Annotated in this window: 18 protein-coding genes; 8 read left to right on the forward strand and 10 right to left on the reverse strand. The window is 70.4% G+C overall.

The window, feature by feature from the left end:
- The first annotated feature begins 62 nt into the window (after positions 1–62).
- From MUN76_RS07320 to MUN76_RS07330, 3 genes are all read left to right on the forward strand, one after another.
- Positions 63–635 (forward strand): hypothetical protein, encoded by a 573-nt coding sequence (locus tag MUN76_RS07320; RefSeq protein ID WP_244688464.1) that lies wholly within the window; start codon positions 63–65, stop codon positions 633–635.
- A 67-nt stretch (positions 636–702) separates the two neighbouring features.
- On the forward strand, positions 703–1,674 hold the full coding sequence (locus MUN76_RS07325) for a diacylglycerol/lipid kinase family protein (RefSeq protein WP_244688466.1): 972 nt from the start codon (positions 703–705) through the stop codon (positions 1,672–1,674).
- 182 nt (positions 1,675–1,856) lie between these two features.
- Positions 1,857–2,567 (forward strand): YceI family protein, encoded by a 711-nt coding sequence (locus tag MUN76_RS07330; protein WP_244688468.1) that lies wholly within the window; start codon positions 1,857–1,859, stop codon positions 2,565–2,567.
- A 25-nt stretch (positions 2,568–2,592) separates the two neighbouring features.
- On the opposite strand, the gene MUN76_RS07335 is transcribed toward MUN76_RS07330, so the two are convergent.
- Positions 2,593–3,789 carry a RimK family alpha-L-glutamate ligase gene (locus MUN76_RS07335; protein WP_244688470.1) on the reverse strand — a complete coding sequence of 399 codons (1,197 nt, stop codon included), beginning with the start codon at positions 3,787–3,789 and terminating at the stop codon, positions 2,593–2,595.
- Between the two features lie 25 nt (positions 3,790–3,814).
- Between MUN76_RS07335 and MUN76_RS07340 the strand changes: the two genes are divergently transcribed.
- Both MUN76_RS07340 and MUN76_RS07345 read left to right on the forward strand, forming a co-directional pair.
- The gene (locus MUN76_RS07340; RefSeq protein ID WP_429953310.1) at positions 3,815–4,297 is read left to right on the forward strand and encodes an ATP-dependent zinc protease family protein; all 483 of its coding nucleotides are present in this window, start codon (positions 3,815–3,817) and stop codon (positions 4,295–4,297) included.
- A gap of 32 nt (positions 4,298–4,329) precedes the next feature.
- A complete protein-coding gene (locus MUN76_RS07345; RefSeq protein ID WP_244688474.1) occupies positions 4,330–5,427 on the forward strand; it encodes an N-formylglutamate amidohydrolase in 1,098 nt (365 codons plus the stop codon).
- A 38-nt stretch (positions 5,428–5,465) separates the two neighbouring features.
- On the opposite strand, the gene MUN76_RS07350 is transcribed toward MUN76_RS07345, so the two are convergent.
- The gene (locus MUN76_RS07350; protein ID WP_244688476.1) at positions 5,466–6,809 is read right to left on the reverse strand and encodes an anaerobic C4-dicarboxylate transporter; all 1,344 of its coding nucleotides are present in this window, start codon (positions 6,807–6,809) and stop codon (positions 5,466–5,468) included.
- A 164-nt stretch (positions 6,810–6,973) separates the two neighbouring features.
- Positions 6,974–7,270 (reverse strand): META domain-containing protein, encoded by a 297-nt coding sequence (locus MUN76_RS07355; RefSeq protein ID WP_244688478.1) that lies wholly within the window; start codon positions 7,268–7,270, stop codon positions 6,974–6,976.
- A gap of 418 nt (positions 7,271–7,688) precedes the next feature.
- Here MUN76_RS07355 and MUN76_RS07360 point away from each other — a divergent pair, with 418 nt between their 5' ends.
- The 3 genes from MUN76_RS07360 (at position 7,689) to MUN76_RS07370 (ending at position 12,607) form a co-directional block, all read left to right on the forward strand.
- A complete protein-coding gene (locus MUN76_RS07360; RefSeq protein ID WP_244688479.1) occupies positions 7,689–9,842 on the forward strand; it encodes a S1 family peptidase in 2,154 nt (717 codons plus the stop codon).
- A gap of 150 nt (positions 9,843–9,992) precedes the next feature.
- Positions 9,993–11,261: a MalY/PatB family protein gene (locus MUN76_RS07365; protein WP_244688481.1), complete on the forward strand. Its 1,269-nt coding sequence runs from the start codon at positions 9,993–9,995 to the stop codon at positions 11,259–11,261.
- Positions 11,258–12,607 carry an O-acetylhomoserine aminocarboxypropyltransferase/cysteine synthase family protein gene (locus MUN76_RS07370; RefSeq protein ID WP_244688483.1) on the forward strand — a complete coding sequence of 450 codons (1,350 nt, stop codon included), beginning with the start codon at positions 11,258–11,260 and terminating at the stop codon, positions 12,605–12,607. The genes MUN76_RS07365 and MUN76_RS07370 overlap by 4 nt, the downstream gene beginning before the upstream one ends.
- Positions 12,608–12,833: 226 nt before the next feature.
- Here MUN76_RS07370 and panB read toward each other — a convergent pair whose 3' ends face one another.
- Genes panB through MUN76_RS07405 form a run of 7 tightly spaced genes read right to left on the reverse strand, consistent with a single transcriptional unit; the run spans position 12,834 to position 18,167 of the window.
- Entirely contained in the window at positions 12,834–13,691 is an 858-nt protein-coding gene (gene panB / locus MUN76_RS07375) for a 3-methyl-2-oxobutanoate hydroxymethyltransferase (RefSeq protein ID WP_244688485.1), read from the reverse strand.
- Between the two features lies 1 nt (position 13,692).
- Positions 13,693–14,586, reverse strand: a complete 894-nt coding sequence (panC, locus tag MUN76_RS07380) for a pantoate--beta-alanine ligase (protein WP_244688487.1) — start codon at positions 14,584–14,586, stop codon at positions 13,693–13,695.
- Complete coding sequence (locus MUN76_RS07385) at positions 14,583–15,368, reverse strand: Rossmann-like and DUF2520 domain-containing protein (protein WP_244688489.1); 786 nt, start codon at positions 15,366–15,368, stop codon at positions 14,583–14,585. Before MUN76_RS07385 ends, panC begins: the two co-directional genes overlap by 4 nt.
- A 2-nt stretch (positions 15,369–15,370) precedes the next feature.
- Complete coding sequence (locus MUN76_RS07390; protein WP_256451814.1) at positions 15,371–16,570, reverse strand: UDP-N-acetylmuramate dehydrogenase; 1,200 nt, start codon at positions 16,568–16,570, stop codon at positions 15,371–15,373.
- Positions 16,567–17,016, reverse strand: a complete 450-nt coding sequence (locus tag MUN76_RS07395) for a MaoC/PaaZ C-terminal domain-containing protein (RefSeq protein WP_244688491.1) — start codon at positions 17,014–17,016, stop codon at positions 16,567–16,569. Before MUN76_RS07395 ends, MUN76_RS07390 begins: the two co-directional genes overlap by 4 nt.
- Positions 17,013–17,462, reverse strand: a complete 450-nt coding sequence (locus MUN76_RS07400) for an FAS1-like dehydratase domain-containing protein (protein ID WP_244688493.1) — start codon at positions 17,460–17,462, stop codon at positions 17,013–17,015. Before MUN76_RS07400 ends, MUN76_RS07395 begins: the two co-directional genes overlap by 4 nt.
- A gap of 42 nt (positions 17,463–17,504) precedes the next feature.
- On the reverse strand, positions 17,505–18,167 hold the full coding sequence (locus MUN76_RS07405) for a DUF937 domain-containing protein (RefSeq protein ID WP_244688495.1): 663 nt from the start codon (positions 18,165–18,167) through the stop codon (positions 17,505–17,507).
- Positions 18,168–18,169: the final 2 nt, after the last annotated feature.

Below are 18,169 nucleotides of genomic sequence, written 5' to 3' on the forward strand. Positions count from 1 at the left end.
TCATGCCTCCATTCAAGCACGCCGGGTGGATAGACTGACGCCAGACCGACGGGAGGGTGATCATGAGCGACGCCGCGCAGTCCGAGACCAACAAGACCCGTGCGGAGAGCATCCCCGGCATCGAGCGCGCGACCGGCCGCAGCTGGGCGGAGTGGGTCGAGATCTTCGAGTCCCAGGGCGCCCGCACCCTCCCCCACCCGAAGATCGCGATCGTCGCGCGCGCCGCGGTACCCGAGACCCTCGCGAACCCCGACTGGTGGGCGCAGGGCATCGCCATCGCCTACGAGCAGCACGCGGGCCTGCGGGTGCCGGGCCAGTCGTCGACCGGGACGTTCCGGGTGAGCGCAAGCCGCACGCTGTCGGCCGATCGCGACGCGATCATCGACGCCTGGGCCGCGCTCGCCGAGACGCGCACCGAGCACCTGGGGCACGCGCCCGGGGAGCCGCGGCGATCCCGCACCGACAAGCGCACCTTCTGGCGTCTGGACCTCGACGGCGCCGGCCGGGTCGAGGTCGCCGCGAGCCCGAAGACCGACGACAAGGTGATCGTCGCGGTGAGCCAGGACGGCCTGCCCGACGGGAACCGGATCGAGGAGTGGCGAGCGCACTGGAAGGCGCTGCTCGCCGAGCTGTAGGGCGATCTTCGGATCGCACGACCCGCGGCGGCGAGTGCCCGCCGCCCACAACCGAGGGGACACCGCCATGGGCGACACGCAGACCGAGACGTACGGCATCGTCTGGAATCCGTCGAAGGCCGACGGCGGCGAGCTGCAGGACGCGCTCGACGCCGCGCTGCGCGCGACGCTCGGGCCCGAGGATCCCGCGCCCGAGGTGCTGTGGTTCGAGACGACCCCGGAGGATCCCGGCCAGGGCGCGACGGGCGAGGCGCTCGACGCGGGATGCACCGTCGTGATCGCCGCGGGTGGGGACGGCACCGTGCGAGCGGTGGCCGAGCGCCTCGGCGCCTCCGGCTCGCCCGCCGCGGACCTCGGGATCGTGCCGCTCGGCACCGGCAACCTGCTGGCGCGCAATCTGGGAGTGCCGCTCAGCACCCCGCGCGCCGCGCTCGAACGTGCGTTCACACGCGCTGCCGTGCCACTCGACCTCGGCACGATCGAGACGACCCTCGCCGACGGTTCGACCGCCAGCGCCGGCTTCGTGGTGATGGTCGGGTTCGGGATCGACGCGCAGATGATCGTCGAGACGGACGACGAGCTGAAGGCGAAGGCGGGCTGGCTCGCGTACGTCGAGTCGCTCGGTCGCGCCGCGTCGTCGACCGAGGTGGTGGAGTTCTCGCTGACGCTCGACGACGGCGAACCGGTGCTGGAGCAGGCGCACACCCTGCTCATCGCGAACTGCGGCAGCATTCAGGGCGGGATCACCCTGCTGCCGGATGCCGCACCCGACGACGGCGAGCTCGATCTGCTCGTGCTGCGCGCGGACGGTGTCGCGGCCTGGCTCGACACCATGCGCAACATGATGTGGGACAACGGACTGAAGCGGCTCATCACTCGCGCCGCATCGGCCGAGAGCTCGGACACGACGACCCACCTGCGCGCCACGCGCGTGCGGGTCTCCCTCCCGCGCCCGCTCGTGATCGAAGTCGACGGCGACGAGATTGGCGAGGTCTCCGACTTCACCGTGAGCGTGGCGCCGGCACTCCGCGTGCGGTAGGCGCGGCGGGCGCATTGCTCGCGGGTGCCTCGCGCTGCGGTGCCGTCGGGCACCCGCGTGCGCGTGCGACTCGCGCGGGCCCGCGAGCGACGGCCGGATTGCCAGGTTCCTCTCGATCGGCTCTGAGGGGATTCATTGCCGCGGCTGCGAGCCTGGAACTCCAGTCGACGTCAGGAGCACGCGTGAAGAAATCCCAGAAGGTCCTCATCGGCGTCGGAGTCGGCGTCCTCATCGTCGGTGGCGCCGCCGCGATCGCGGGCCCCATCATCTACCGCGACTTCATCGCGCCCCCGGCTGCGGAGGCGCCCTCGCTGAGCGCCGATGAGGACGTCATGAACCCGTCCGCGGGCGCGCTGGACCCCACGGCGCTCGCCGGCACCTGGGAGGTCGCCGACGCCTCAGAGGCCGGCTACCGCGTCGACGAGGTGCTCAACGGCACGGACGTCACCGTCACCGGACGCACGGACCAGGTCGAGGGCCGCTTCACGATCGATGCCACCGGGCTCACCCTCGAGGCCGCGGAGCTCACCGTCGACGTGGCCTCCATCACCACCGACAGCGACCAGCGCGACGCGTACTTCCGCGATCAGGCACTGCGGGCTTCCGAGAACCCCACCGCGACCTTCACGCTCACGAGCCCGGTGACACTCGAGTCCGCCCCCGATTCCGGCGACGTCGTGCAGGCCGAGGCGACGGGCGACCTCACCATCGCCGGCGTCACGCAGACCGTCACCGCGACCGTCGAGGTGCAGAGCGACGGCACGACCGCCGCGATCGCCGGGTCGATCCCGATCACCTTCGCCGACTTCGGCGTCGAGGCGCCGAGTCTCGGATTCGTCTCCGTGGAGCCGACCGGATTCGTGGAGTTCCAGCTCACGGCCGACCGGGCGTAGCGCGCCGGGGCTCGCGGACGGCCACTCAGCCGTCCGCGAGCTCCCGGGCCTCCTTGGAGAGCTTCCGCACCCGCGCGCGGCGCCGCTTGCGCTCCGGGATCATCGACCGCATCTCCTCCAGCTTGCCGAAGCAGAGGAGACGATCCTCCGCTTCCAGCACGACGTGCTTTCTCGGGTTCGGGATCACCTGCACTCCGCGGTGCAGGGTCAGTACTGTGATGTCACGATCCCACAGCCCGAGCTCGCCGAGCGTCTTGCCGACGTGCTCGGCGCCCGCGTGCATCGACAGCTCCGCCACCCCGTAGCCGGTGGAGACGCTGAGGCGCTGCCGCACGTCGATCTCGGGGAAGTTCACCTGGTTCGCGATGTAGTCGATGATCGCGCCGGCGACGTCGAGCCCCGTCGCGCTCTCGATGCCCTGCAGCCCGGGAGAGGAGTTCACCTCCATCACGAGCGGCCCTTCGTCGCCCTCCAGCATGTCCACGCCGGCGACCCGCAGCCCCATGATCTGCGCCGCGCGCACGGCGGCCTCCTCGTACGCCGCATCGAGCTGCACGGCCTCGACGGTGCCACCTCGATGCACGTTCGAGCGGAACTCGTCACCGCTCGCGATCCGGCGCATCGCCGCGACCACACGGTCGCCGACCACGAGCGCACGCACGTCGCGGCCCCGGCTCTCCGACACGAAGCGCTGGATCAGCACGTTCTGGCGGGTCGAGTGCAGCGTCTCGATGATCGCCTCGGCGACCTTGACCTGCGGGGCGAGGATCACTCCGATGCCCTGCGTGCCCTCGAGCAGCTTGATCACGACCGGCGCACCGCCGACGCTCTCGATGGCGGGCCGCACGTCCGCGCGGTTGCGCACGAACGCGGTCGCCGGCATCTCGATGTTGTGGCGCGAGAGGATCTGGGTCGCGCGCAGCTTGTCGCGGGCGTTCGAGATCCCGTTCGCCGTGTTGGGTGTGTAGACGTCCATCTGCTCGAACTGCCGCACCACGGCCGTGCCGAAGTAGGTGATCGAGCTGCCGATCCGGGGCAGGATCGCGTCGTAATCGCTCAGCTGCTTGCCGCGGTAGAGGAGGTCCGGATCCTCACCCGCGAGGTCGATCGAGAAGCGCAGCGTGTTGAGCACACGGGCGGAGTGACCGCGGTCGAGCGCGGCGGCGTGGAGCCGCTGCGTCGAGTACGCCTGGGGGGCGCGCGACAAGATCGCGAGTTTCAACGTGTGCACCTGCCAAGATAGAGGGGTGATCGGACACCACCATTCAAGCACTCTCACGGGTTGGCGTGAATGGGTGCGTCTGCCGGGCGTGGGAGTCTCCTGGGTGAAGGCCAAGATCGACACCGGCGCGCAGACCTCCGCCCTGCACGCCGACGGCATCGCGGAGTTCGAGCGCGACGGAACGCCGTGGGTGCGATTCACGGTGCAGCCGTGGCAGCTCTCGGAATCCGACACCGTGACCGTCGAGCTGCCGATCCACGATCGGCGCACCGTGCGCAGCTCCTCCGGCCACGCGCAGGCGAGGCTCGTGGTGATGATGGACATCGAGCTCGCGGGGCGGCGGATCCCGGCCGAAGTGACGCTCACGGACCGCGACGAGATGGTGTTCCGCATGCTCATCGGCCGCGAGGCGCTGCGGCAGGGGTTCATCGTGGACTCGAGCGCGTCGTTCCTGGGCGGAAAGCCCCCGAAGGAGATCCGCCGGAAGAACCGCGGGCTCGCGGCCTAGGTGAGATCGGCCACCGGGGATACGCTGGGCACATGAGCGCCAGCGACCTCGATCTCATCCCCGCCGGGACGGTCTTCACCGCCGAGCAGATCACCCACTACGCCGATCCCGACACCCGGAGCCTCGAGCAGGCGATCATCGACGCCGATGTGCTCGTGAGCGCGCCGCACGCCGGGGCCGCGATTCCTGAGGAAGTTGCCGAGTTCCTCTCCCCGGAGCTCACGCGGCGGCTGCAGTACGACTTCAGCGACGTCTCGACGGCTGCCGTGGTGCGCCGCTGGGCCGAGATCGATCCGCGCATCGTCGCGGTCGTGAACCCGCACCCCCGGCTTGTGCGGGATCCAAACCGGCCGAAGCCGGCCGACGTCCGTGCCGATCTCACCGCCGCGGTCAGGCGTGTCCGCGACGCGGGCGCCTGGCAGCCCGTCGACCTGAGCGGGGTCGACGCCATTCGACCTGTCACGTTCTCGTTCTTTCCGATCCTCGAGATCCCCGAGACCGATGCCGAGCTGACGCGCCTCGTCGAGGCCTTCGCCGCGGCCGCCGAGCAGGGCCTCGGGGTCTACGAGCGCACGCGGGACGAGCTGACCGATCTCTTCCTGGCGCACGGACTCGCGCACGGCGGCTCGTTCACGCGGCTCTCGTTCCACGACACGATGAACACCACCACGACGCGCGACGGTGCGGTGTCGGTGGCGCGGGCGGAGCAGGATCGCCTGCCGGCCGTCGTCGCCCTCTCGAATCGCGGAGATCACCACGGCAACGAGCGCGACCCCGAGGATCCGCCCACCATGCGGCCTGAGGCGGTGCGGGATCTCGCTGCCGCGCACCGCGAGGGCTTCGAGGTCACGGATCCCGCCGCGGTGCTCCTCAACCAGCCGTACCTCGGCAGCCAGGAGATCCGCGCCGACGGCGCCAAGTTCCGGTTGCTCGCCGAGGACGCGCACGAGGCCGGGCTGCAACTCGGCGCGGTGCAGGCCGAGTTCCTGCGGGAGTTCCTGCTCGGGGCCGCGGCGACCGCGGAGCTCCACGAACCCGGCACGGACTGGATCACCGAGGATCGCGAGCACATCGACGCGCTCGCGTACGCGTGCAAGCGCTCCTGGGACACGTTCCGCGACCTGCGCTGAGTCGGGGGCCCGGGGGAACCTGAGGTGACCTGATACCGCTACCCGCCCCAGAGGGCGCCGAACGCGGCACCCGCGGCGATGGTCGTCGCGGCGAGCACGAGGGTCGGCACGAAGAACGAGTGGTCGACGAGTTTGGTGCCGAGCTTCGTGCTGCCGGAGGTGTCGAAGTTCGCGGCCGCGATCTGCGAGCCGTTCGTCGGCAGCAGGTAGATGCCTGCGAAGGCACCCGCCCACATGCCCGAGAGCAGCCCGAGGGGGATCCCAGCTGCAAGACCGATCGGCACGATCGTCCGGGTGGCGGTCGACTGGCTCGTGGTGAGCACGCACACGAGGAACACGCCGAGCGCGAAGATCCACGGCACCGCGGTCACGAGGCCGCCGACGCCGCCCGCGATCAGCTCCGTATGCGCCCCGAGGAATGTATCGGTGAGCCACGCGAGGCCGAAGAGGGCGATCGCCGAGACCATACCGGCTTTGAAGACCGTCATCGTTGGGATCTCGGCGACCTTGGGCCGCGACACCAGCAGGATGAGCGTGCCGGCGACGAACATCACGATCTCGATGATCGGGGTCATCGCGACGGGATCCCCCTCCGCGTCGAGCGGTCGGAGCCCCTTGAAGAGACCGAAGACGACGATCGCCGCGACCCCCAGCAGGAAGATCGTGGCCGCGTTGCGCCCGGCCTTCGTGACCGTGACCTCGGCGCGCACCGCCTGCGCATTCGCGTGCGGCGCGGGGATATCGCCGGCGGCGATCTTGGCCTGGATCTCGGGATCCTCCGCGATGTCCTTGCCGAGCCGATTCACAACGATGCTCGAGAGCACGATCCCGACGACCGCGGCCGGGATCGTCACCTTCAGGATGTCGACGAGCTCGAAGTTCCACGGCGCCGTGTCGGTGAGCGTGACCATGGCCGCCATCGCCGCGGAGACCGGGCTGCACGCGAGCGCCACACCCGTCGCGACGACCGACAGCGACAGCGGGCGGGAGGGCCGGATCCCGTTGCGGTACGCGAGATCCTGAATCACGGGGAGCAGGGGGTACAGGATGTTCGACGTGCCGGCCCCGACGGAGAAGAGGAAGGCGACGAGCGGGGCGACCAGCGTGATCTGCTTCGGGCTCTTCTCGATCAGCTTCGCCGCGATCGACACCATCCAGTCGATGCCGCCCGCGGACTGCATCATCGACGACGCGAGCACGACCACGAGCACGATGAGCAGCGCGTCGACCGGCGGGTTGCCCGGTGCCAGCTGGAACACGAAGACCAGGATCGCGACTCCGGTGCCTCCCCAGAGGCCCAGGCCGACGCCGCTGGAGCGGGTGCCCATCACGATGCAGCCGAGCACCACCAGCAACTGGGTGACAAACAGTACGGTTTCCATCGCAGTCCCCTGATCCCGCGTGCGCCGACGCACGCCCCATGAGCGCTAGCGTACTGAGACTCGAATCAGGGCAACAGTCTCAGTTCGGGATCAGGCACGGACGATGTCGAGGACCTCGCTGGGTAGTGGTGCGACGCACCCCAGCAGGACAGTGGAGAACGGACCTATGAGGACTGGCGCTCGAGCTGTCCGATCTCGGTGCCGGAGGCGTTCTTCACGACGAGGGTGTCGCCGTCGACGGTCACCTCGCGCACCCCGCGAAGCCAATCGTCAACGCCCTGGCAGGCCATCATCGTGGAGGCGAACTGCTCGAGTACGACTCGATCCCCCTCAACGGTGTAGGTCGTGGAGATGCCGTTGCAACCGTCAGTCCCGCTGACCGCACCGTCTTCCGCGAACTCCAAGGTGGGTGTGCCCTTCGCGTCGATCGACCAGGTTCCGAGAATGTCTTCGGTGTTCACGCTCGCGTCTCCTCCATTGGGTGTGGTGCCGTCGGTGCCTGTCGGGCTGCTTCCGAATCCCGCGCACGCGCTCAGCGTCACGGCTAGGGCAGCGCACGCGGCTCCCACCAGGACCAGCGATTTGACGTTCCGCATCGGTGCGACCTTCCCCTCGAGCAATCCCATATGACGAATCGTAACGTCGAAGTATGAGGGCGAGTTCAGGAATTTCTTTCTCACGCGGCATCGGGGATTCTTCGTCTGATGAGCTCCTTCACACCCGGCACTCGCCTTGTCTTCAGCCAAATCGCAGGTTAGGTTGGATCTCGGTGTCGAGTCCCAGTTGGGCCTTGCTCGCGGGGAGATGCGCAAGCGTCCGAGCCTGATCCACGTCCTTCGACACCACTTCGCTCACCAACAATCGCTTAGGGGAATACACGTGACGAAACGTCGTCCACTCGCGCTCGGCGCGGCAGCTGCGATCGGGTTCGGGAGCCTCTTCATCGCCTCGCCGGCGATCGCTGAAGAGATCCAGGCTCCGGTCACCGAAGAGACCACCGCTCCGACGGAGGAGACCACCGCTCCTGCCGAGGAGACCACCGCTCCCGCCGAGGATGCGCCCAAGACCGAGGAAGCCCCTGAGGCCACGGTCCCCGAGGAGCTCCCCGCCGACCAGCGCGAGGCACTCGCCGAGGACAGCATCGTCGCCTTCGGCACGAACGCGGCGGGCAACCCCGTCGTCGTGATCGAGTCGACCGACGCCGCGACCATCGCCGAGGCCGAGGCCAATCCCTCCGCCTTCACCGAGGTCAAGGAGATCCTGGGCACCGACGTTGCTCCGGAGATCGTCTCCGTTCCCGCCGTCCCCGAGGCCTGGGCCGAGGGTGACGTCGTCGCCGGTTCCGGCTATGCCTCCCCCGGCCAGTTCATCAGCGGCGGAGAGACCGTGAACGGCCTCTTCGCTTGCTCGATCGGCTTCAACGCGTTCACCGCTGAGGGCGACCCCGCCATCCTGAGCGCCGGCCACTGCGGCTACGACGCGCTCGGGAACGCGATGACGGCCAACTTCCTCACCATCCCGGGCGAGGAGCCCGCGGTCGGTGGCGAGGGCTACGAGTTCACTGACCCGCCCGTGCAGTTCGGCGCGTTCAGCTTCGCTCAGTTCGGCGGCCCGAACGGCACCACCGGCTCGAACGGCGACGTGAACTCCACCGACGTCTCGGTCATCGATGTGGCTCCCAACGGCTGGAACCTCCTCCCCGAGGTCACCAACTGGTCAACCGCTGGCGCAGCGCTGGATTCGCTGTCGAACGGCACCATCCCCGTGAAGACCGTCGGCTCCCCGGCAACCGGCACCGTCTCGAAGAGCGGCCGCACGACCGGCTTCACCAACGGCAACGTTTCCGCCACGGACATCCTCGACGGCTGGAGCCAGATCGAGGACCGCTGGGTTCGCGGCTTCTCGAGCAACGTCCAGGCCGGTCCCGGCGACTCAGGCGGATCGGTGCTCCAGGGCACGACCGCTGTCGGCCTGATCTCGGGCGGTCTGACCCCCGAGCAGAACAACGGCGTGCAGTGGACCTGGTCCACCTCGCTGGTGCACGCGCTCACCTTCACCGACGTTGAGGTCGCCCTCGACATCGACGAGCCCACCGTGGCGCCCGCTGCGGGCTCGCAGGTTCCCGCCGGCAGCGCGATCTCGGTGACCGTGCCGAGCAACGCGACCGAGCTCGTCGTAGGCTTCGGTCAGGCTGGCGACGTCCGCCCCGTCACCGGTGGCGAGACCGTCATCGTCAACGCACCGAACGAGATCGGCGAGTTCACCTACTCGTTCACCGCGACGAACGGCCAGAGCTCCTCTGCGACCGTCGAGTACACGGCTGAGGTCGTGCTCGCTGCCCCCGGCATCAACCCGGTCGACACCGACAGCTCGACGTTCGCTCTCTCGGGCACCGGCGTTGTCGGCGCGGAGATCAACGGTTCCGTGAACCCGCCCGTGGGCGTCCTGGCCGACGGTCCGACCACGGCTGACTTCACCGCCACCGTTGAGGCCGACGGCACGTGGAGCGTCGACCTGGAGCTCGCCATCGGCGCGTACCAGGCCACCGCTACGCAGACCGTCGACGGCGAGGAATCCGCCGCTGCCACGGCCGACGTGATCGTGCGCCCGGTCGCTCCGGTGATCACCTCGATCGCCGAGGGCTCCAGCTTCGCCGCCGCCAAGGCTCCGAGCTCCGTCTCGGGCACCGGCAGCGAGGGTGCGACCATCGTCCTCGCATGGGGCGACCAGGCCGTCGAGACCACCGTCGTCGACGGCGCATGGACCGTCGACTTCGGCGCTCCGCTCGCAGCCGGCGACTACGCGCTTGCCGCCACGCAGAACGTGAACGCGGTCAGCTCCGACGCAACGACCGTCTCGTTCAGCGTGCTGGCCGATGGCACCGTCCCGCCCGCCAACCCGGGCAACGGTGACCTCGCCAACACCGGTGGTGCACCGCTGATGCCGCTCGGCATCGCCGCGTTCGCCATGCTCCTCGTGGGCGGCGCCGTGACGATCGCCATGGCACGTCGCAAGAAGGCAACCGAGATCTAAGTCTCAACGCCTGACGAGACGCGGGGCTCCGACCGAAAGGTCGGGGCCCCGCGTTCGTGTTCCCGGCTCTATGACCATATGTGTCGCCGAACATGACGGCGCTTTACCTCCCGGCTCGCATTGCGGCTCCGACCGCGCGACGATGGCTCCATGGCTGCTGACTGTACCGACCCGAGCGGTGTCCCGTTCGCGGAACTCGATCCCGAGATCTTGCGCTCGCAGCGGACGAGCCTGAAGTGGACCCGGTTTCCTGAGGACGTCCTGCCGCTCTTCGTCGCCGAGATGGACTTCACCCTCGCCCCCGTGATCCAGCGCACGCTCATCGAGCGTGTCCAGGCCTCGGACATCGGATACCTCGACGGCCCCGGCCCGCTCGCGCACGCCTTCGCCGATTTCGCACGCACCCGCTGGGGCTGGGAGGTCTCGCCCTCCCACGTGCACCTCGCGACCGACGTGGCGACCGGGATCGTCGAAGCCATCCGCGCCGCCCGCCCGAACGGCGGACGGGTGGCCCTCGCCACCCCCACCTACCCGAGCTTCTTCGAGATGTTCCAGGAACTCCCCGTCGAGGTGGTCGAGCTGCCGCTGATCGTCGAGCACGGAGCCAGAGCCGGATCCGGCACCACGACCCTCCCGGCCACCGACGCCGCAAGAATCCCGACGCCGGGCCCCACCGTGCGCCTCGACCTCGCGGCGATCGAGCGCGCCTTCGCCGAGGGCATCGATGTCTTCTTGCTCTGCAACCCGCACAACCCCCACGGCCTCCTGCACTCCGCAGAGGATCTCGCCGAGCTCGCCCGCCTCGCCGCGGCGCACGACGTGTTCGTCGTCTCCGACGAGATCCACGCGCCCCTCACCCACGAGGGCGAGGTCTTCACCCCGTTCGCGCCCCTCGCCGCCGCGGCCGGCGCCCTCGCCGTGATCACGACCTCCGCGAGCAAGGGCTGGAATCTCGCCGGGGCGAAGTGCTCCGTCGTGGTGGCCGCCGACGAGCGGGCCAACGCCGTGCTGCACCGACTTCCGCCCGAGACCGTGACCCGCACCAGCATTCTCGGCCTGCACGCCAGCGTCGCGGCGTTCACCGAGGGCCGCGACTGGCTCGAGCGCGCAATCGCGCAGATCGAGGCGAACGGCGACCTGCTCGCCGACCTCGTGGCGCGCGAGCTCCCGGGCGTGCACTACACGCGGCCCCGGGCCGGCTACCTCGCCTGGCTCGACTTCCGCGACGCGGGCCTCGGCGACGATCCGGGTTCCGAGATCCTGCACCGCGCCAGGGTCGCCCTCAACAACGGCAAGCACTTCGGCGCGGGCGGAGCGGGGCACGTGCGCCTCAATCTCGCGTGCGCCCCCGACACGATCCGGGAGGCCGTGCGACGCATCGCGGCGATCCTCCCGACACCCCAGGAGGTCTCACGATGAGCGTCGAGCAGCTGATTGCGCGGGATCTCTCGCCCGCCGAACCGATCGTCGACTGGCTCGACTTCGACTTCGACACCCGCCAGGTGCACGCCGGCGAGTACCCCGATCTGAACACCGGGCTGCGCGTGCCGCCGATCGCCCTCTCCGCGGGGTACGTCTTCGACAGCTTCGACGACCAGGTCGACCGCTTCGCCGGCCGGTCGATCGACCCGATCTACTCGCGGCAGGGCAACCCCACGAACTCGGTCGCCGAGGAGCGGCTCGCGTCCCTCGAGGGGGGCACGGTCTCGGTCGCCGTCTCGAGCGGCCAGGCCGCCATCTCGTCGGCGCTCTTCACCCTCGCCCAGGGCGGCGATCACATCGTCTCTACGGCGTCGATCTACGGCGGCACCCGCATCCTCTTCGGCCGCAGCTTCAAGCGGTTCGGGATCGAGGTCGACTACGTCTGGGACGCGGACGACGACGCCGAGTGGGAGCGAGCGATCCGCCCGAACACCAAGGCGATCTACACGGAGACGATCCCGAACCCGCGCAACGATGTGACCGATCTGCGGCGCATCGCGGCCGTGGCGGCGAAGTACCACCTGCCGCTCGTGGTCGACAACACCGTCGGCACACCCGCGATCATCCGGCCGTTCGAGCACGGCGCGAACATCGTGGTGCACTCGACCACGAAGTTCCTCACCGGGCACGGCGCCGCGGTGGGCGGGGCGATCGTCGACGGCGGCACCTTCGACTGGGAGGCCGCGGAGCGCGCGGGCCGATCCTTCCCGCTCATCACCGCCGCACCGCGCCCCGGCCTCGGCTCCATGCTCGACCGCTTCGGTACGGGCGCCTACGCACGTGCCGTGCGCGAGGCCGTAGTGAACGACATCGGGCCCTCGCTCTCCCCCTTCAACGGATTCCTGCTGCATCAGGGCATGGAGACGCTGTCGCTGCGGATGGAGCGGCACGTCGACTCCTCGCTCGCCATCGCGGCCTGGCTCGAGGAGCAGCCGGAGGTAACGTCGGTGGACTACACCGGCCTGCCCTCGAACCCGCTCTACGACCTCGCGCAGCGCGACTACGCCGGGCGCACCGGATCGGTCTTCGGTGTCACCGTGCGCGGCGGCATCGACGGGGCCCGCGAGTTCGTGAACGGTCTGCGGGTGTTCTCGCGCATGACCGGTATCGGTGACACCCGCTCGATGATCATCCACCCGCTGTCGTCGACGCACGCGACGTTCGCACCGGAGATCAACGAGCGGCTCGGGATCACCCCCGGGCTGCTGCGGCTGTCGGTCGGGCTGGAGTCGGCACGGGATCTCATCACGGACCTGCGCGCAGGTCTGGATCGGGTGCGGTAGCTTCCGCGGTTCGCCGCTCTGGGGCTCGCCGCTCAGGAGCCACACCGCAGGGCGCTCCCGCCGCTCCTGCAGAGATCTGCACTCCTGCTGAGCTTCTGGGGCGATTCGGTCAGCAGAAACGCGGATCTCTGTCTGAGCGCAGGCGCAGCGGGGAGCCCAGCGCCCCGCCGGAGCGCGAGCTCAGCAGAAGCGCGACGCCCCGCCGCAGTGCGAACTCAGCGGACGGCTACCGCGCCTGCGCCGCGGCCAGCGCCGCGCGCGCGGCCGCCACGGCCTCATCACTCGCGCTGTACTGGTGCTCGGCACCGGGGAACGCACCGCTGCGCACCTCCGCCGCGTAACTCGAGAGCGCCGCGACCGTGTCGTCCCCGATGGACCCGAAGCGCTTCACGAACTTCGCGGTGTTGCCCTCGGTGACGCCGAGCAGGTCGTGCAGCACGAGCACCTGGCCGTGCGCCGGTCCGGCGCCGATCCCGATGATCGGAATCGGGAGCCCGTCCCGCAGCACGTCCGCGACCCCGGTCGGCACCGCCTCGATTACGACCAGGAACGCGCCGGCCTCGGCGACGGCGAAGGCCTCGCGCACCAACCGCTCCGCCGTCTCGGTCGTGCGACCCTGCGCGCGGAGACCACCCAGTGCGGTGGCGGTCTGGGGGGTGAGCCCGATGTGGGCGACGACCGGGATCCCGGCGTCGACGATCGCCCGGATCCGGCTCAGACGCGACGCGTTGCCGCCCTCGAGCTTGACGGCATCGACCCCGGCCTCTTTGGCGAAGCGCACCGCCGTCGCAACTGCCTGCGCGTCGGACTCCTCCGTCGACCCGAAGGGCACATCGGAGACCAGCAGCGCCGACTCGGTGCCGCGCCGCACGGCCTTCGCCATCATGAGCATCTCGTCGGTGGAGACGGGCACGGTCGACGGGTAGCCGAGCACGACCTGCGCACCGGAATCACCGACGAGCACCAGGTCGACGCCCGCGCGCTCGGCGGCGCGCGCCGCGGGGTAATCGTAGGCGGTGACCATGACGATCGGCTCTCCGTTGGCACGCTTCTCGCGCAGGTTCGGGATCGTGATCTGAGGCATCTCAGCCCTCCTTCGGGGTGGTCGGTGGGTGCAGCAGGACATTGTCGATGAGCCGGACGCCACCCACCCGGGCGGCGATGGCGCAGAGCGCCTCCCCCGCGAGCGTGTCGAGCGGCTCGAAGCGGTCTGGGTCGACGATCGCGACGTACTCGGGATCGATGCCGACGCCGACCTCGGGGCTCGACGTGCCGGCGAGCGTCTCCACGGCGAGGGCACGCAGGAGCGCCGCATCGGTCTCGCCCGCAGCGACGGCCGCCTCGACCGCGGTGAGGGCGCGCGGGATCGCGAGGGCGCGGCGACGCTGATCGACGCTGAGCCGGACGTTGCGGCTCGAGCGCGCGAGTCCATCGCGGTCGCGGGAGGTGGGGCAGGCGACGATGCGGGTCGGGATACCGAGGTCGCGGACCATTCGCTGCACGACGCGCAACTGCTGGGCATCCTTCTGGCCGAAGTAGGCGCGCTCCGGCAGCGCGGCGAGCAGCAGCTTCGCCACGACCGTGGCCACCCCGTCGAAGTGCGCGCTGCCGCGGCGCGCCCCCTCGAAGAGCGTCGTCAGCGGACTCTCGACGTGCACGGTCGTGGCGTGCCCGCTCGGATACATCTCGTCGACCGTCGGGGCGAAGATGAGATCGGCACCGCCGCGCTCCGCGAGCTCGGCGTCCTGGGCCTCCTGGCGCGGGTACGCCTCGAGATCCGCCGACTCGTCGAACTGCGTGGGATTCACGAAGATCGACAGCACCACGCAGTCGTTCTCGGCGCGCGCGGCGCGGACGAGCGACAGGTGGCCCTCGTGCAGCGCCCCCATCGTGGGGACCATGCCGACACTCGCGGCGCCGGCCGCGCGGGCATCACGGAGCGCGTGCTGCAGGTCTCGAATCGAGCGGACGATTCTCATGCGGGCACCCCGGTTCCGGATCCCGAACCGGATCCCGCGGCGGGCACCGACCCCGTATGCGACCCCGCGGCGAGCCGCCGCGTCTGCGCCACCAGCGCGTCGAAGAGTTCCAGCTGCTCCGGGGTTCGCCCAGCGACGGCCTCGCGCTGCCGAGCGACGGTCGCCTCGTCACCCCGCACGATCGGCCCCGTCAGCGCGGCTTCGGCGCCCCGATCGGCCCAGTTCCGCAGTGCGGCCTCGGCGAGCGGTCGGAGCGCCTCGCGCGGCACCCCGGCCGTCGCGGCGAGCTCCTCCGCGAAGGCCCCCAGGGTGACGAGGAAGTTCGAGGCGACGGAGGCGGCTGCGTGATACGCCGCGCGATCCTCGTCGGCGACACGGAAGGCTCGCAGCCCCAGCAGCCGGGCGAGGTCCTCTGCCGCGGCGAGCCCGCGCGGCGTCGTCCCCGCGACTGCCGCGTGTGCGCCTTCGAAGACCGTGCCGGCCCCCGTCACGGTCAGCAGCGGGTGGAGGCTGAACCCCTCGTGCGCCCCGAGAGCGGCGAGGGGCGTGATCCCGGACACGTGCGCCACGAGCGGCCCCGGGGCGATCGCCTGGGCCGCCGCGGTGATCTCGGCGTCGGGGACGGCGAGCAATACGAGATCGGCGCCGACGCCGTCGTCACCGCGCCGTCCCGGGGGCAGCAGCGGCACGCCGGCATCGCGGAGCGCCGCGTCGAGCGCGAGCCCCATGCGTCCTCGTCCGACCACCTGCACCCGCACGGGAGCCGGGATCCCGTCCGACACGATTACAGTTCCAATCCGTACAGGTTCGGTTCGGGGGCGAGGATCACGCCGAACTCCTGCTGCACCCGCTGCACGACGAGGCGGGCCAGCTCAGCGACATCCGACGCCGACGCGCCACCGCGGTTGGTGATCGCGAGGGTGTGCTTCGAAGAGATCGCGGCTCCGGAGCCCGGCAGTCGATAGCCCCGCTCGATGCCGGCGTGCTCGATCAACCAGGCCGCGGAGAGCTTCACCATGGGGTCGGCGACCGGCTCGGGCAACCGCAGCGGCGCACCCGCGGCGAGCTCCTCCAGAGTCGTGACGGCGGGTGCGGGCTCCTCCGCGGCGATCGGGAACCGCGGGGCGTCGGCCGGCAGGGTGCGCGCGAACGCCTCCGTGACGATCGGGTTGGTGAAGAACGACCCCGAGCTCCACGTGTCGTGATCGCTCGGGTCGAGCACCATGCCCTTTGAGGCGCGCAGCCGGAGCACGGAGTCGCGCAGCTGCCGGATCGGCACACGATCCCCGAGTTCGACTCCGAGTGCCTGCGCGAGCTGGGCGTAGGACACCTCGGCCGTCGGTGCGGGGGCTTCGGCGTGCGCGCCGCGGGTCGCCTCGTCGAACTCCTCGGACAGCATCAGGTCGATCGAGACGACCACGCCCTCGAGTCCCTGTTTGATGATCGAGTCGCGGTATCCGAGCTCCAGCTCCGCCGCCGGGATCCGGCGCACCTCGCCGCGCTCCAGATCGAGGAACTCGATGGAGTGCAGCACTTGCGCGAGCTCCTGGCCGTACGCTCCGATGTTCTGGATCGGGGCCGCGCCCGCGGACCCCGGGATCCCGGAGAGCGCCTCGATCCCGGCCCAGCCGCGATCGACGCACGCGGCGACGAGCAGATCCCAGTCGTGACCCGCCTGCACGCGCAGCCGCACCTCGCCCGGCGCGGATCCGTCCGCCTCATCGGTGATGCGCGCTGCTCCCGTGTTCCGCACGAGCAGCACCGCGCCCGGGAATCCCTCGTCCGAGACGACCGTATTCGAGCCGCCGCCGAGCAGCATCCAGGGCTCGTCGCTCCGCCAGAGCTCCAGGGCGTGGGCGACGAGATCCTCCCGCGAGCGCGCGACGATCAGCCGCTCGGCCGGGCCGCCCACGCGCATCGTGGTCAGCTCCGAGAGCGGCGTGCCGTCTCCGATGGGCTCGGGGACGATGTCGGGGTAGTTCACGCGAACGCCGCGACCAACTGCGACTTGCCGAGCACGGTCGCGCCGTCGAAGACCACCTTGAGGTCGATCCGCGCGGTGCGGGCCTCGGCGTCGAGCGCGCCCACCGTCGCGGTCACGGTCAGCGTGGCTCCGGCCTCGGCGTCGACCGGCACGGGGCGGGTGAAGCGCGACTGGAAGTCGGCGACGTGCCCCGCGGCACCGAGCCAGTCGGTCGCGACGGAGCCGGCGACCCCCATCGTGAGCATGCCGTGCGCGAGCACGCCGGGCAGGCCGACGGACGCGGCGACGTCGTCGCGGTAGTGGATGGGGTTGAAGTCGCCCGACGCCCCGGCGTAGCGCACGAGGGTGTCGCGGGTCAGGTGCACATCGCGCTCGGCGACGACGTCGCCCACGCTCAGCTGCTCGAACGTCGGAGCAGCGACGGAACCGGCAGTGGCGGCGCTCATGCGGCCTCCTCCCCTCGCACGACGAGCGTGGAGATGGCGGTCACGACGTGCGCGCCATCGGCGTCGACGATGTCGCTCGACGCGGTCACCATCGAGTGACCGCCCAGCTGCTTCACCGCGGCGATGGTGAGTGTGGCGGTGAGCTCATCGCCGGCGACGATCGGTCGGGAGTAGGTGAACCGCTGGTCGCCGTGCACCACTCGGGAGAAATCGACGCCGGCCTCGGCGTCACCGAGCAGCTGGGCCAGCGTCGCCTCCTGCACCGTCACGGCGAAGGTCGGCGGCGCCACGACATCGGCGAAGCCCGCGACGCGGGCAGCCTCGGGATCGAGGTGCACCGGGGAATCACTCAGAACGGCGCGCGCGAACTCGCGCACCTTCTCACGGCCGACGAGGTACGGGGCGGTTGGCGGGTAGACCCGGCCTTGAATGTCTGGATTGACCACACGCTCAGTCTACAGAGGGCCGGGTGCCCCGCTCGGGATCGGCTACTTGCGCCCGCCGAGGAGGCCGCCGAGCAGATCTCCGAGGCCGCCGCCGGAGGACTGCTGCGACGATCCGCCGCCCAGGAGCCCGCCGAGCACGTCCCCCAGGCCGCCGTCGCTCCCCTGAGCGGATCCGGACTTCGCGGATCCTGACGGCGCCGATCCGCCGCCGAGCAGCCCGCCGAGCAAGTCCCCGAGTACGCCGCCCAAGCCGCCCGCGTCGCCCGACGCGGGCGTGGTGCCAGAGCCCGCGGATCCCGCACCGCCGAGCTTGCCCGCGAGGAACTGCATGACGAGCGGCGCGAGGATCGGGAGCAGCTGCGGCAGGAGATCCGAGATCACGGAGCTGCCCGACTGCGCGCCGAGCGCCTTCGTCACGCTCTCCTGCTTGTCGCCGAGCACGTGCGAGACGATCTTTCCGCCGTCCTCGGTGTCGATGGCGTTGAGATCGAGTGAACCCGCGGCGGGTTCGTGGCGCTGCAGGGCCCGCTCGAGCTTCTCGGCGCCGTCGCGGTCGCTCGCGTTCACGGCCATGCCGCCGACGAGACCGGGGAGCGCCTGGCGGACCGCGGCGTCGATGGTCGACTCGTCGACCCCGAATCGCTGGGCGAGTTCTCCCATGGGGATCTGCTGCAGGAGGGCGTCGAGGTCAGAGGATGATGCCATGT

This window comes from Leucobacter rhizosphaerae, assembly GCF_022919175.1.
Taxonomy (GTDB): Bacteria; Actinomycetota; Actinomycetes; order Actinomycetales; family Microbacteriaceae; genus Leucobacter; species Leucobacter rhizosphaerae.

Bases quoted from the DNA above. Each gene is read 5' to 3' on its own strand.
- MUN76_RS07320 (WP_244688464.1), top strand. From the start codon at position 63: ATGAGCGACGCCGCGCAGTCCGAGACCAACAAGACCCGTGCGGAGAGC.
- MUN76_RS07325 (WP_244688466.1), top strand. From the start codon at position 703: ATGGGCGACACGCAGACCGAGACGTACGGCATCGTCTGGAATCCGTCG.
- MUN76_RS07345 (WP_244688474.1), top strand. From the start codon at position 4,330: ATGAGCGCCAGCGACCTCGATCTCATCCCCGCCGGGACGGTCTTCACC.
- MUN76_RS07350 (WP_244688476.1), bottom strand. From the start codon at position 6,809: ATGGAAACCGTACTGTTTGTCACCCAGTTGCTGGTGGTGCTCGGCTGC.
- MUN76_RS07365 (WP_244688481.1), top strand. From the start codon at position 9,993: ATGGCTGCTGACTGTACCGACCCGAGCGGTGTCCCGTTCGCGGAACTC.
- MUN76_RS07370 (WP_244688483.1), top strand. From the start codon at position 11,258: ATGAGCGTCGAGCAGCTGATTGCGCGGGATCTCTCGCCCGCCGAACCG.
- panB (WP_244688485.1), bottom strand. From the start codon at position 13,691: ATGCCTCAGATCACGATCCCGAACCTGCGCGAGAAGCGTGCCAACGGA.
- panC (WP_244688487.1), bottom strand. From the start codon at position 14,586: ATGAGAATCGTCCGCTCGATTCGAGACCTGCAGCACGCGCTCCGTGAT.
- MUN76_RS07395 (WP_244688491.1), bottom strand. From the start codon at position 17,016: ATGAGCGCCGCCACTGCCGGTTCCGTCGCTGCTCCGACGTTCGAGCAG.
- MUN76_RS07405 (WP_244688495.1), bottom strand. From the start codon at position 18,167: ATGGCATCATCCTCTGACCTCGACGCCCTCCTGCAGCAGATCCCCATG.